The 12,977-nt window shown below is 65.7% G+C and carries 10 protein-coding genes and 1 pseudogene; 7 read left to right on the top strand and 4 right to left on the bottom strand.

Annotated features, from left to right (window positions below):
* Window positions 1-366: 366 nt before the first annotated feature.
* Window positions 367-1,023, bottom strand: a complete 657-nt coding sequence (locus tag F620_RS0113415; RefSeq protein WP_019570966.1) for a TIGR02281 family clan AA aspartic protease — start codon at window positions 1,021-1,023, stop codon at window positions 367-369.
* A gap of 602 nt (window positions 1,024-1,625) precedes the next feature.
* Here F620_RS0113415 and F620_RS0113410 point away from each other — a divergent pair.
* From F620_RS0113410 to F620_RS0113390, 5 genes are all read left to right on the top strand, one after another.
* The gene (locus F620_RS0113410; RefSeq protein ID WP_019570965.1) at window positions 1,626-2,066 is read left to right on the top strand and encodes a pilin; all 441 of its coding nucleotides are present in this window, start codon (window positions 1,626-1,628) and stop codon (window positions 2,064-2,066) included.
* A 113-nt stretch (window positions 2,067-2,179) separates the two neighbouring features.
* The gene (locus F620_RS0113405; RefSeq protein ID WP_019570964.1) at window positions 2,180-2,638 is read left to right on the top strand and encodes a pilin; all 459 of its coding nucleotides are present in this window, start codon (window positions 2,180-2,182) and stop codon (window positions 2,636-2,638) included.
* A gap of 116 nt (window positions 2,639-2,754) precedes the next feature.
* Window positions 2,755-4,773, top strand: a complete 2,019-nt coding sequence (locus F620_RS0113400; protein ID WP_019570963.1) for a lipopolysaccharide assembly protein LapB — start codon at window positions 2,755-2,757, stop codon at window positions 4,771-4,773.
* Window positions 4,770-6,797 carry a lipopolysaccharide assembly protein LapB gene (locus tag F620_RS0113395; protein WP_019570962.1) on the top strand — a complete coding sequence of 676 codons (2,028 nt, stop codon included), beginning with the start codon at window positions 4,770-4,772 and terminating at the stop codon, window positions 6,795-6,797. The genes F620_RS0113400 and F620_RS0113395 overlap by 4 nt, the downstream gene beginning before the upstream one ends.
* 5 nt (window positions 6,798-6,802) lie before the next feature.
* A complete protein-coding gene (locus tag F620_RS0113390; RefSeq protein ID WP_019570961.1) occupies window positions 6,803-7,672 on the top strand; it encodes a glycosyltransferase family 2 protein in 870 nt (289 codons plus the stop codon).
* On the opposite strand, the gene F620_RS0113385 is transcribed toward F620_RS0113390, so the two are convergent.
* Window positions 7,669-9,006 (bottom strand): flippase, encoded by a 1,338-nt coding sequence (locus F620_RS0113385; protein ID WP_019570960.1) that lies wholly within the window; start codon window positions 9,004-9,006, stop codon window positions 7,669-7,671. The two genes, F620_RS0113390 and F620_RS0113385, sit on opposite strands and share 4 nt — an antisense overlap.
* A gap of 87 nt (window positions 9,007-9,093) precedes the next feature.
* On the opposite strand from F620_RS0113385, the gene F620_RS14515 reads away from it, so the two are divergent.
* Window positions 9,094-9,996 carry a polysaccharide deacetylase family protein gene (locus F620_RS14515; RefSeq protein WP_081621785.1) on the top strand — a complete coding sequence of 301 codons (903 nt, stop codon included), beginning with the start codon at window positions 9,094-9,096 and terminating at the stop codon, window positions 9,994-9,996.
* A gap of 7 nt (window positions 9,997-10,003) precedes the next feature.
* Here F620_RS14515 and F620_RS14985 read toward each other — a convergent pair whose 3' ends face one another.
* On the bottom strand, window positions 10,004-10,969 hold the full coding sequence (locus tag F620_RS14985; RefSeq protein ID WP_081621784.1) for a sulfotransferase: 966 nt from the start codon (window positions 10,967-10,969) through the stop codon (window positions 10,004-10,006).
* Between the two features lie 2 nt (window positions 10,970-10,971).
* Window positions 10,972-12,096 carry a UDP-N-acetylglucosamine 2-epimerase gene (locus F620_RS0113370; RefSeq protein WP_019570957.1) on the bottom strand — a complete coding sequence of 375 codons (1,125 nt, stop codon included), beginning with the start codon at window positions 12,094-12,096 and terminating at the stop codon, window positions 10,972-10,974.
* A gap of 201 nt (window positions 12,097-12,297) precedes the next feature.
* Between F620_RS0113370 and F620_RS15265 the strand changes: the two are divergent.
* Window positions 12,298-12,977 (top strand): annotated as a pseudogene (locus F620_RS15265) (hypothetical protein); the annotation flags it as partial.

Below are 12,977 nucleotides of genomic sequence, written 5' to 3'. Positions count from 1 at the left end.
ACTGGTTCATGACCTGCCCCCTCGATATTGGCTCTGTGTTGAAGGTGGTTGTCCCAACCCCGAGAACATAACCCACGCTCTCGAGGTCGGGCAGGTCAATCCATCATGTCTACGGTGCCCCCCCCACCGCCAACCGCCTGTGGGAGCCTGCTCGCAGGCGAACAGGTTGAGCCCGGGGCGCACGCACGTCCGGTTCGCGGCCGAGGCCGCTCCCACGCACCCCCACATCGGCCTGTGGGAGCCTGCTCGCAGGCGAACAGCCGGAGCCCGGGGCGCACGCACGTCTGTTCGCGGCCGAGGCCGCTCCTACGCACCCGCCACCCGCCTGTGGGAGCCTGCTTGCAGGCGAACCGGCGCGAACAGCCCCTACCGCAGGATCAACGCATCACCGCTGGGTTCCACCTCCACCCGGTCGAGAAAGGTCCGCCCCAGGCGCGCCCGGTCGATGTGATCGTCCGGCACGATCACCGCGCTCACGCCACTGCGGCGGATGCCGCCCACCCGCACTTCATCCAGCGTCACGCGGCGGGCGTTCACGCGGCCGCGCTCGGTACGCAGGTGCACGGTATTGCCGCCGTCGGCGTCCACCCCGGCGCGTTCGGCGTCGCGCTCGCGCAGCATCACCGATTCGGCCTCGCGGTCCACCTCCATGGTGATGGCCCGGCCGTTCACGCCCACGGTCAGGCTGTGCACCCCGCGAGAATCGGGGTACACGGTGATCCCGGGGCCGGCGGCCTCTCTCTCACGGCCCGCGGCTTCACCATCGGCCGAATCCGCATCGCCAGCCCCTGTGGAAGCGGGTTCCCCCGCCCCGCGCTCCAGCCAGCGGGTCTCCCCCGCGAACTCCACCTGCACACGCCCGCCGCCCGCCTGCAGCACCCGAACCCCGCCGGGACCGCTCTCGCCCTCGGCCACCACGGCCCGCTCGCCGTCCACCGACAGGACCGCCCGGCCGTCGAACACGGCGTGGACGGTGACGTCGGCGGCGGCAGCGCCGGGGAGCACGAGGGCGGCGGCGAGCATGGCGAAGCGGGCGGCGTAGCGTATTTTCCGGAATTTAATCATTGTTCTTTGTATACAACCTTGGCGTTTCGCCTGCGAGCAGGCTCCCACAGACCGGTGGTGGCGGCGGCACCGTTGGAGCGGCCTCGGCCGCGAACCGGACGTGCATGCGCCCGGGCTCCGGCTGTTCGCCTGCAAGCAGGCTCCTGCGCGATGGGGCGCATCCAGACCCCGATCGGCCAGAGGGCTGGCCTCCCACAGGGTGCCGGGCCCGTAGGAGGCCAGCCCTCTGGCCGATCGGGCATGTCCAGCACCCCCACGCGCAGGGGACTGCGCTGCTCGTGTCGACGGTGGATTGCGCCGGGGACACCAGCACGCGCAGGGGACTGCGCTCCTGCGTGGGGGAGGAAGGATTATTGGCGGGGGAGCGGGGGCATACAAGAGCGACTACGAGCCGGGGCGACAATCCCGATGGGCACACTCGGGAATACCCGCAAACTGACCAAGGTTGTCACTCGAGGTGACAAATTTCGTCACCCGAGACTGACAATCGCCGTCACACTCGGGGTGAATGAGTTGGCACGGAATGTGATTGCCCGCACAAAAAACAAAGGAGCATCCACATGCGACAACTCATCCAGAAGGGCTTCACGCTGATCGAACTCATGATCGTGGTCGCGATCATCGGCATCCTCGCGAGCCTCGCGCTGTTTGCCTACGCGGACTACCAGGTGCGGGCACAGCTCGCGGAAAGCGTTTCGCTCGTGGGTCCGGCGCGGAATGCCGTGGAAGAGTTCTACAACGAACGGGGCCACTTCCCCGCCTCCAACGAATCGGCCGGGCTGGAAGACCCTCAGGGATATGCGGGGAGTTACACCGAATCCATTGAGGTGCATGATAACGGCACCATCCGGGCCCTGATCGGGAACGACGCCAATACCCGCGTGGCCGGTGGCTACATGGTGTTCTCGGCCTCCACCGCCAGTTCCGGGCTGACCTGGCAGTGCGTGGGCCAGGGCGACGTCCCTACCCGCCTGCTGCCCTCGGGATGCCGCGGCGAATAAGCGGGCCCAAATTTCCCTGCCCGGCGTATTGCAATACCTGGCATCACGATTGCATACTCTCAGGCAGGGTTTAGCAGGACCCTGACCAACTCCCAAAAGCAAGGAGCAACACCATGCGCAAGCAAGTCCAGAAGGGTTTCACCCTCATCGAACTCATGATCGTCGTCGCGATCATCGGTATCCTGGCGGCCATCGCCCTGCCGGCCTACCAGGACTACACCGTCCGCGCCCAGGTCTCTGAAGGCATGTCGCTGGCCGCCGGTGCCCGCACTGCCGTGGCCGAATATGTAAACCAGCGCGGCGAGTTCGCCTCCGACAATGCCTCATACGGTCTGGAACCCTCCGAAGAGATCACCGGCTCTTACGTGACCCATGTTAATGCTGGCACGTCTGGCAACGAGGGGAGCAGCGCCGACGGCATCATCACGATCACCTTCGGCAATCAGGCCAACGCCGCCATCGACGAGGATACGCTGGAGTTCTCGGCCACGACGTCCGCCGGCAGTCTGCAGTGGAACTGCCGCCCCGGCAGCCTGGAAACCAAGTACCTGCCGACCGACTGCCGTCAGTAAGCCGGACTGACCTTCAGCCGATCATCGGCTGATACCGGCACCGAACACCCCGCTCCGGCGGGGTGTTCTTTTTCCACCCCGTCCCCGCAGTTCCAGACATCCGCCACGAGGCCACGGTGAACGGACCCTCCCGCACCCTATCCGGAACCACGCTGAGCACCATTCTTCTGGTCGCCCTGCTGGCGGCTGTTGCACTGGTCTACGCGCCCGGCAGTACCGGGGGTTATGTCTTCGACGACATGCCCAATATCGTCGACAACACCGCACTGGAGATGGATCACCTGTCGTGGTCCGAGCTGCGCGCCGCGGCGTTTTCCGCGGATTCCGGCCGCCTGAACCGGCCCATCGCCATGGGCAGCTTCGCCCTGGAACGCTATTTTTTCGGGCTGGACCCGTTCCCGATGAAGATCACCAACGTGGTGATCCACCTGATCAACACGCTGCTCGTGTTTGCCCTGGCGCTGCTGGTCGCGCGCCGGCTCGAGCACCGCCTGACCGAACGGCGCGGGCATGGCCTGAGCCTGGTCGTTCCGTTGCCGATGTTCGCCCTGGCCGTGGCCGCCGCCTGGGCGCTGGCCCCCATCAACCTGACCGGCGTGCTGTACGTGGTCCAGCGCATGGAAGCGCTGGCCACGCTGTTCATGCTGGCCGGCCTCATTGCCTACATCCTCGGGCGGCGGCGCATTGAACGCGGGCGTCTGCGCAGCGGCTGGGCGCTGGTCCTGGGCGGGCTGGGCCTCGGTACGGCCCTGGCTGTGCTCAGCAAGGAAAGCGGGGTGATGCTACCGGTGTTCGCCCTGCTCGCCGAGTGGCTGCTGTTCGGCTTCGGCGCGGCCGGCACCGCCACCCGGCGCGGGCTGTACTGGCTGTTCGGCCTGGTGCTGGTGCTGCCCGGCGTGGCCGGCCTGGCCACGGTACTGCCGGTGAACCCCGAGCTCCCCAACCGCCCGTTCGACCTGTGGGAACGCCTGTGGACCCAGGCCCACGCGATGTGGTTCTACATGCGCAACATCGTCGCGCCCGCACCCGGTGCGCTCACCCTGTACCACGATGCCTTCCCGCTCGCGCGCGGCTGGAACGATCCCTGGACCAGCCTGCCGGCAGCGCTGGGCCTGCTCGGGCTGGTCGCGGGGGCCTTCGCGCTGTGGCGCCGTCACCCGCTCATCACCTTCGGGATACTGTTCTTCTTCATCCCGCATCTGCTGGTGTCCACCATCATCGGCCTGGAGCTGGTGTACGAGCACCGCAATCACATGGCCTCGGCCGGCCTGATCATGGCGGTGTTCGGGGTGCTCCTCTCGGGCCGCCCGGGCGACTCGCTTGCGTTCGCGCGCAAGGCGGCCGTGATCGGCCTGATCGCACTCTACGGGTTTCTCACCTTTCTGCGGGCCAGCGAATGGAGCGATCCGGTGCAACTGGCGTACTTCGAAGGAACCCGGCAGGAAGACTCCCCACGGGCCAGCTACCATCTGGGCCTCATCCTGATTCAGGCAGGCGCCGAACCGGGCCAGCCGGTATACGGACTGGCCATTGAACAGATGCAGCGCGCCGCCCGCCTGCCCGGCGCCACCCTTACGCCCTATCAGGGGCTGATCTTCGAACATGCTCGGCACCCGGGACTAAACGTGGACCCTGAATGGTGGACCGCCATGGAGGAATACATCCGCCGCGGGCCGCTGACCACGCAGGACGTGGGTGCGCTGATGTCGCTGGCGCGCGCGCAGTCCGACGGCACCATCGATCTGGACCCGCAGCGGCTGCAGCGGGTGCTGGAAACGGCCTATGAGCTCCATCCCGACCGGAGCCGCCTGCGCCCCGCGCTGGCCGACTTCCTGATCAACGTCGCGGGCGAGCGCGAACGCGGGTACGAACTCCTGCTCGAGGAAACCGCCCACCGCCCCGGCAACGAGGTGGCCTGGCTGCGGCTGGCGCGTTTTCAGATCGTCAGTGGAATGTTGCACCAGGCAGAACAGAGCCTGATGCGTGCGGCAGAGGCCGACCGGCACGACCGGCACGGCAGCACCCGACGCGCCCTGCAGGCCCAGCTCGATGAACGCCGGCAGGAGCCGGGCCAGATCGAGCCGGGCGGGATCGAACCGGGCGAACTCCGGCCCCACGGGGAGGTCATGCCATGACGCGGCTGAACTCCGTTCGGTCTCATACGGCATGGCGCGCAAGGCTGGCCCTGCTCCTTCTGCTGGCCCTCGCCTGGCTGATCTACCGCCCGGGCCTGTCCGGCGATTTCATCTTTGATGATCTGACCAACCTGGCCCTGCTCGGTTTCTACGGCACCATCGACAACCTGCAGGCGTTCTGGCTGTACGTGCTCTCGGGCTTTGCCGGCCCCACCGGCCGGCCGGTGGCCATGGCCTCGTTCCTGATCGATGCGCGCAACTGGCCGGCGGACCCGGAGCCGTTCAAGCACACCAACGTGCTCATCCATCTGGCCATCGGCGTGGTGCTGTTTGGCTTGCTGAACCGGCTGGCACGGGCGCTGGACGCGGACGCCCGCACCGCCGCGCTGGTCGCCCTGCTGGCCACGGCGCTGTGGCTGCTGCACCCGCTGTGGGTCTCCACCACGCTGTACGTGGTGCAGCGCATGGCGCAGCTCGCCACGCTGTTCGTGCTGGCCGGGCTGTGGCTGTACGTGCGCACGCGGCTGGCACACCCGCCCGAGGTCCGCCCGGCCACGGTGCTCGGCATGGCCGGCGGCATCGGCGGGTTCGGCCTGCTGGCCGTGCTCTCCAAGGAAAACGGTGCCCTGCTGCCGCTGCTGGCGCTGGTGCTGGAAGGGACCATCCTCGCCGCCCATGCGCGGCGGCACCGCCTGCAGCCGACCCGCGGGTTTGTCTGGTGGCGGCGGATCGTACTGGGGGTTCCGATTGCGCTGCTGATGGCCTATCTGGCCACGCGCGCCGGTGCGCTGCTGAGCGCCGACCCGGGCACCCGCGGCTTTACCGCGCTGGAACGCCTGCTCACCCAGGGCCGTATCCTGTGGGATTACGTGGGCCACCTGGCCCTGCCCCGTCCGGTCACGGGCGGGGTGTTCCAGGATCACATTGCGGTCTCCACCGGCCTGTTCAGCCCCTGGACCACGGCGCTGGCCTGGGCGGCCTGGATTGCCCTGGCCACGCTGGCCATCGTGTGGCGGCTGCGCTTCCCGGCAGTGGCGGCGGCCATCCTGTTCTTTCTGGCCGCGCATCTGCTGGAATCCAGCTTCATCCAACTGGAGCTCTACTTCGAGCACCGCAACCACCTGGCCGCCGCCCTGCTCGGCCTGCCGCTGGCGCTGGCCTGGCTGCGCTGGAAACGGCCGGATGCGCTCACCCGCACGCTGGTGCCCCTGCTGGTCGTGGCCGCGCTGGCCCTGGTGACCGCGCTGCGCGCGGACCTGTGGGGCAGCCCCTTCCAGCAGGCCCGTGCCTGGGCCGAGACCCGCGAGGATTCGGCGCGTGCCCAGCACTATCTGGCCGGATTCTGGCGCGAGACCGGGCACTTTGAGGAAGAAGAACGGCTGATCCGTCGAGCCATCGAACTGAACCCCGAGGGCATTCCCTGGCGCATCCGTGCCGTGGGCATCGCCTGCGAACGCGGCCGCGACCCGCATGAGCCACTCGAAGGCACGCTGGCCGCCCTCGCCTCCATGAGCGCCGTACGCTCGGTACAGCGCTCGCAGGTGAACACCCTGCTGGAACACCTGCACGGCGGCGGCTGCCCGGGGCTGGACCAGCCCGAAGACGTGCTCGCCATCATCGACCGGCTGGAGGCCGACGACCGGGCCCGCAACCGCCCCGGCCTGGGCTCCACACTGGAACTGTGGCGCGGCCATGTGCACCTGGACCAGGGCGAGATCGAACCCGCGGTGGCCGCCTACCGCCGCTCCCTGGGCGAAGAACCCCGGCCGGGACGGGTCCTGGCCGTGACCGCGCGCATCGCCAGCGCCGGCCATCTTGAAGATGCACTCACGTTCCTGGAGACCACGCCGCTGGACACCCGCGCCCGGGGCACGCACATCGACGGCATCCGCGCCCGCTACACCGAACGAACGGGGTATTATGAGCGCGAGCGCGAACACCTGCGAGGGGCCATCCTCGAGGACCTGCTCGCACCGGATTACCCGATCCCGGCCCCGAGGACCGGGCAGGCCAACATGGAGTGAAGCGCATGGATCCGCAGCTGAGCATCATCCTCCCCGCCAAGAACGAGGACGCCGCCATCGGACCGGTCATCTCGGCGCTGGTGGAGCAGTTCCCCCGGGGCGAGGTGCTGGTGGTGAACGACGGCTCCACCGACGAGACGGAACAGGTGGCCCGTGAGGCCGGCGCCCGGGTAGTCACCCAGCCCTACAGCATGGGCAACGGCGCCGCGATCAAGCGCGGGGCGCGTTCGGCGCATGGCGAGATCCTGGTGTTCATGGACGCCGACGGCCAGCACGACCCGGCAGATATCCCGCGCCTGCTGGAACGCCTGGACAACGGCTACGACATGGCGGTGGGCGCGCGCCAGCGCGGCTCGCAGGCCAACCTGGGCCGCGGCCTGGCCAACCGCTTCTACAACCGCCTGGCCAGCTTCATGACCGGGCAGCGCATCGAGGACCTGACCTCCGGATTCCGCGCGGTACGCGCGCGGCTGTTCCGCGAGTTCCTGCACCTGCTGCCCAACGGCTTTTCCTACCCGACCACCATCACCATGGCGTTCTTCCGCGCCGGGTACCCGGTGTGCTACGTGCCCATCCACGCCGCCAAACGCATCGGCCAGAGCCATATCCGCCCCATCCAGGACGGCATCCGCTTCCTGCTGATCATCTTCAAGATCGGCACGCTCTATTCGCCGCTTAAGCTGTTCGTGCCAGTGGCATTCCTGCACGGCTTGCTGGGCGTGGGCTACTACGCGTTCACCTTTCTTACCCAGGGGCGGCTGTCGCTGGCCACCATCTTCATGCTCACCGCCGGTGTCACCATCTTCCTGATCGGCCTGGTGTCCGAGCAGATTACCCAGCTGATGTACAAGGATGCGCACTCGGAGGGCGACTAAAACGCCGAACAGCGAATGCGTAGCCGCCGCCGAACCACGAACCACAGCCACACGTTCCACACCACCAGACTCACGCTGGTGGCCGCCGCCGCACCCGCCACGCCGAATAGCGGGATCAGCGCCAGGTTCAGCACCACGTTCAGACCCGCCGCCACCGCCACCACGCGGGTCACGTCGCGTTCGTGGCCCGTCATATTCAGCAACAGGCCGGTGGAACCAAACCCGGCATTGAATACCTGCCCCAGCCCCAGAATCAGCAACGGCAGCCAGGCCGCCCCGAAATCCGGGCCGAAGACCGTCACCAGCAACCACTCGCCGACCAGCGCGAACACCAGCACCGACGGCACCGCAAAGGCGAGCGCGGCCTGTGCAGTACGCCGAGCCATCTTCTGCAGCTTGCCGAACTCCCCCTGGTTATACAGCCGGGTAATGTACGGGGCCACCACCATGTTCAGGGCCTTCAGAGCAAGAGCCACCATCAAGGCCCCCTGCGCCGCCGTGCGATACACCCCCACTTCCACCGATGCCGCCAGGATCCCCAGCAGGATCACGTCCGCGTAGCGATTGATCTGCTGAAACCCGTGACTGAGCGCCATCGGCCAGGCGGCCGCGAACCAGGCCCTCGCATCATACTCGGGCGCAGCCCGCGTCATCTCCGGCGGTCGCACGCGATAAAGCCACAACACCCCAAGCGCAAAGGCCAGCACGGCAGCCAGGACCATCATAGCCATTGCCAGGTCCGGCGTGAGCGCCACGGCAGGCAACCACAGCAACAGCCCGATGAGCACCACTGCCAGGCCCGGGCGAATCACCTGCCCCGGCAGGACCCCCGCGAGCACATGACGCAGCCCGCGCAACGCCGCAGTGCGTATACCGAGCAGGGCCAGCAGCGGGACCAGCAACACACCCCAAAGCAACGTTGAACGAAGCGTCTCGTCTTCAACTCCGGCAACGATGATCACGCCTCCCAGACCGAGGGCAACCAGAACCGAAAGCCCCATGGCCACGCCATGCGCCCAGCGCCAGAGCCCACGGACCGGCCCCCACGCGCCCGAAGCCTGCCCCCTGGCCGTCTCCCGTACAATCAACGGCGGCAGCCCCATGCGGGTAGGCACGGAAAGCAGTGTCATCAGGCCCAGTACAAAGGCATACACACCCAGCCCTTCGGCTCCAAGCCCACGCGCAAGAAGCACCAGCAGCAGCAGCCCCAGCAGAACCTCGGCAATCTGTGCCGACAGGCTGCCGGCACCGCCGCGCAAGAGCCGTCCGGCAAGACCGTTGCCCCGCCAGCCATCGCGTAGCGATTCCTGCTGCTGATTATCTTCCGCGCTCACAACCCATCACCTCCCCCACCTTCGGCCGTACCGATCGATGCCCGCCATGGTACGCTGACCCAGACCCCATCACGCGACCTCAGCACGATGAGCAAGCCCCCCGGAAAACCGCGCCGACAATGCATCCTGCGCTTCGACGTCGATACCGAACTGTGTCTGCGTGAGGGTGTTCCGGCACTGGAAGCCATTGCCCGGCGACACGAAACCCCATTGAGCCTGTTCGTGAATCCCGGGCGCGCAATTGACCGAGGTGCGCTGTTCAAGGAAGCGCTGAGAGGCTTCTCCGGCCAATCGACCACCCGACCACCCGACCGTCCTCCGGCTCTGTCCGCCCGCGACAAGCTGGGCATGCGCGAGACGGGGCGTCTGCTACTCAACAACCCGCCCACACTTGCGCAGCATGCCGGCACGATCCGAAGGCTCGCCGGCAGCGGGCACTATATCGGGTTGCACGGGGGGCATAACCACGCCGCCTGGCAGCGACACGCATATTCCTGGCCGGAAGACAGGGTTCGCCGGGAAGTCGACTGGGGCCGCCAACAGTTGCAAGAAGCGGCCAACCAGCCCGTTACCGGTTTTGCCTCTCCCGGCTGGACCAGCCCTGAAAATCTGCCGGATATCCTGATTCAAAAAGGGTTCCGGGTCCTCGCGGACGAGCGTTCCGAGCGCTGCCCCTATCCGCATGAAACCACGCACGGCCAAATATTGTCGGTTCCCAATACCCTCGCGGGAGAACCGGGTGGCACCGGCTACTTCGAAAGCCTTCGGTTCCGCTTCGGGAAAGACGAACAGGCGGCGCGCAACGAAATCGATTCCGCCCTGGAAACCGCACAACCGTATCTGTGCCTCTACGACCATCCCTTTTTCGTAGGTCGACATGCAGTCGAACTGTTCAGCCACCTCGTTACGCGGTTACTCGCGCTCGGTTACGAGATCGTAACGCCCGACAATTTCGTCATCCCCGAGGTGGGAGAGAGCCAATCTCAATAACGCTATCTCATGCCCCGGCCTCGGAATAACCCAACCGTTCAGCCAACGGCACGAGATTCGCAAGAACATCAGCGGGTATTGGTGGGTTTCCCGCACCGCTTTGAACGCATTCGGTCGGCCGTGCGTTAACGACGGGCAGGCCATCAGCATACCGCCGCAGACCTTCCCCGTCTTCCAGGTTCAAAAACTGGGCCACCTCCCCGAGTACCCGGCGAGGCTCCATGCTGAGATCCTCAAGCCGAACACGCAGGAAGCGCTCTCGTGGTACCCGGCTTTCCAGACCGAGAATACCCTCCTGAATACGCCGCCACTGGAAGGCCACCACCACGGCCAATGGCGCATCCCGAACGCTTTCCCAGCCTTCCGGCAACGGAAAATTCCAGTGTTGGTGCGGGTAATCCGGTATCCCGAGCCCACCCGGCACCTTATAAGTGAAAAAGCGATCCGGATCGAGCCATCCATCGCGCATCGAGGCCAGGGTCGCCTCGGGCTCACGCACGATATGAACGAAACGGGCGTCCGGGAAGCAACGCTCCAGCAGTTCGGTCCATAAACCGTTATGGACCGATTTATCCACCAGACGCCGTTTCAATGTGGACCGCCACAACTGTCCCCGCGCGCGAACGACCGCCCGATAAGCGGGTGCGGCCAGCCGAGCGATGCGTCCTCCCTCGCGCTGTCGTGCCGACACGTCGCTTGCATCCGCCCGCCGCCACAGGGCAGCCGGCAGGGCCGCACGAGCCAGCTCCCGGTGAATTTGCGCCACTTCCTCTTCCGGGACGGCCCCCGGAGCCATCTCGCCGCGCCATTCGAAGTGTTCCGGATGGGTGCGTGGCCCCCAGATCTCCCCCGATTCCCTGGCGGTGGAGACCGAACCCGGCAACCCCCTCAAAATCCTGTGCATCAATGAGGTGCCCGAGCGTGGCGCTCCCAGAATAATGACCGGGCGCTGAAACCGCCTGGTTCGAACCATGATCAATCCCCCTGCTCCAGCCGTCGGAGGATGTCCGCGACGATCACCTCCGACGGGCAGCACTCGCTGTCGAGCTTTGCCGAACCACGGTGTCCGCCTTCTGCGACTGTCTCCACGAACCGTTCGGATACTCTGGCGTCCAGACCGTCCAGCACCACGTTGTCTCCGAGCCCCTCCCGCCTTTCGGTGGCCGTGCGCATCAGAAGGGTCGGCACGCCCAGATAGGACAGCTCCTCCTGATTGCTGCCCCCATCCGTCACCACCAACGCTGCCTCCGCCAGATGCCGCATGAATGGCAGGTAGGTCATGCGTGCTCGCAGTGACACCCGCGGGTTCGACTCGAGGACCTCCAGATCACCGGTCTGTTCCAGCCGTTTGCGAGTACTCGGATGCAGGACCATCAACACCGGGAATCGCTCGGAAATCGCTTCGACCGTCGACAGGATCCGGGCCAGGCGCTCCCCGGAATAGAGGTTTTCGAATCGATGGATGGAGACAACCGCGGGCCCGGCCCTCTCGGCCCCATCCGGCACGGACGTCCTGCCCACCGCAAGACGCAGAGAGTCGAGAATGGTGTTCGCTCCCGTATCAACCACCCTCAGTTTCCGGCTCCTGAGGTTTCCGCAGGCCCACTCTCCGGGACAATAGCCGACATGTGCCAGGCGACTCACCACCACCCGCACCAGCTCTTCCGGAAAAGGGTTGCGCCAGTCGTGGGACCGCAACCCGGCCTCCACATGCAAGACTCTGGCCCCGGCCAGGCGCGCCACAACCGCACCCACCAGGGTTGAAAAGGTATCCCCGTGAACAAGCACCTCGGCAGGCCCGGATCGGGTCCCGGCCCAGCCCTTTCGGCTCCTCCACAGCCGCCAGACCACCCGCGCCAGCCATGTGACCGCCTCACCCCTGCCTTTTACATCCGGTCGATCCACCAGCAACCTTCCGCCCGTGCGCACACCGAATTCTTCCAGCAATTCGGCAACGGTGTCCCGGTGCTGCCCGGTCAGCACCAGCCGGTACTCCACGGCCTGGCGCTCGAGCTCCAGCAGCACCGGCGCCATCTTGATCACTTGGGCACGAGTGCCCATGATCACCGTCACCCGCGCCTCTCCGCCATTGCCTTCCATGCGCACTCTACTCCCACAATCCGACCCCGGTCGGGCACATTAACACAACAATAAGCTGGCCTCGCTCACGTGTCCGGCATACAATCACCCCATACTTGGCACCTGAGAAACAACTGAAACCAACCCGGACCCTCACCGTGCCATCACCTACTCGGCTAATTTATCGCAATGAAACTACTCGTCCTGACAAAACGCCATCACATGGGCATGGACGCCTATCAGAATCGACACGGACGCTATTTCGCGATTCCCGAACTCCTTGCTCAGTCCACCAATATCACCGTCACCGGCCTCGTCGCGGATTACCACCCCTCCACTAGCGGCAACAACCAACATCCGGAGACCTTCGCAACGTGGGATATCGTCGCGTGCGCTCAAAAAGGAGTTCCCAGAATCGATCGCTTTTGGCAACGTTTACGCCGAACTATCGAAATCACCAATCCCGACATAATATGGGCAGGCGGAGATGCTCTTATCGCGATAATGGCAGAACGCGCCCAACGACAATACGACATCCCCACAATAATCGATCTAAAAGACAACTACGAAGCCTATAGAATTACCAAATTTCCGGGGGTGAAGCACGCGCTTCGTCGTGCCCTGGGAAACGCCACCGCTGTCACCTGCGGCTCGCATGCCCTTCAAAAATACGCCACCACCACAGGCGCGACCACATCTTATGTACTGCCCATGGCAGCCGATCATAATAATTTTTTTCCAATAGACCAAGCCCGGGCTAGAACGAACCTGGATCTACCACTTGACGCCTTCTATGTAGGTACGGCCGGAAAGCTTAGCGCACGTAGAGACACACAGACACTCTCCGACGCGGTCGACGCCCTTCACGGAAAGATTCCCAATCTAGCACTGCTCGTGGCAGG

Origin of the sequence: Thioalkalivibrio sp. ALE11 (genome assembly GCF_000381205.1) — a bacterium.
GTDB lineage: Bacteria > Pseudomonadota > Gammaproteobacteria > Ectothiorhodospirales > Ectothiorhodospiraceae > Thioalkalivibrio.
The sequence above is the reverse complement of the archived record's forward strand: the minus strand, read 5'-3'. Positions and strand labels throughout refer to the sequence as shown.

Excerpts from the sequence above, each read along its gene's own strand:
- F620_RS0113415 (WP_019570966.1), bottom strand. The coding sequence starts at position 1,023 with ATGCTCGCCGCCGCCCTCGTGCTCCCCGGCGCTGCCGCCGCCGACGTC.
- F620_RS0113410 (WP_019570965.1), top strand. The coding sequence starts at position 1,626 with ATGCGACAACTCATCCAGAAGGGCTTCACGCTGATCGAACTCATGATC.
- F620_RS0113405 (WP_019570964.1), top strand. The coding sequence starts at position 2,180 with ATGCGCAAGCAAGTCCAGAAGGGTTTCACCCTCATCGAACTCATGATC.
- F620_RS0113395 (WP_019570962.1), top strand. The coding sequence starts at position 4,770 with ATGACGCGGCTGAACTCCGTTCGGTCTCATACGGCATGGCGCGCAAGG.
- F620_RS0113390 (WP_019570961.1), top strand. The coding sequence starts at position 6,803 with ATGGATCCGCAGCTGAGCATCATCCTCCCCGCCAAGAACGAGGACGCC.
- F620_RS14515 (WP_081621785.1), top strand. The coding sequence starts at position 9,094 with ATGAGCAAGCCCCCCGGAAAACCGCGCCGACAATGCATCCTGCGCTTC.
- F620_RS14985 (WP_081621784.1), bottom strand. The coding sequence starts at position 10,969 with ATGGTTCGAACCAGGCGGTTTCAGCGCCCGGTCATTATTCTGGGAGCG.
- F620_RS0113370 (WP_019570957.1), bottom strand. The coding sequence starts at position 12,096 with ATGGAAGGCAATGGCGGAGAGGCGCGGGTGACGGTGATCATGGGCACT.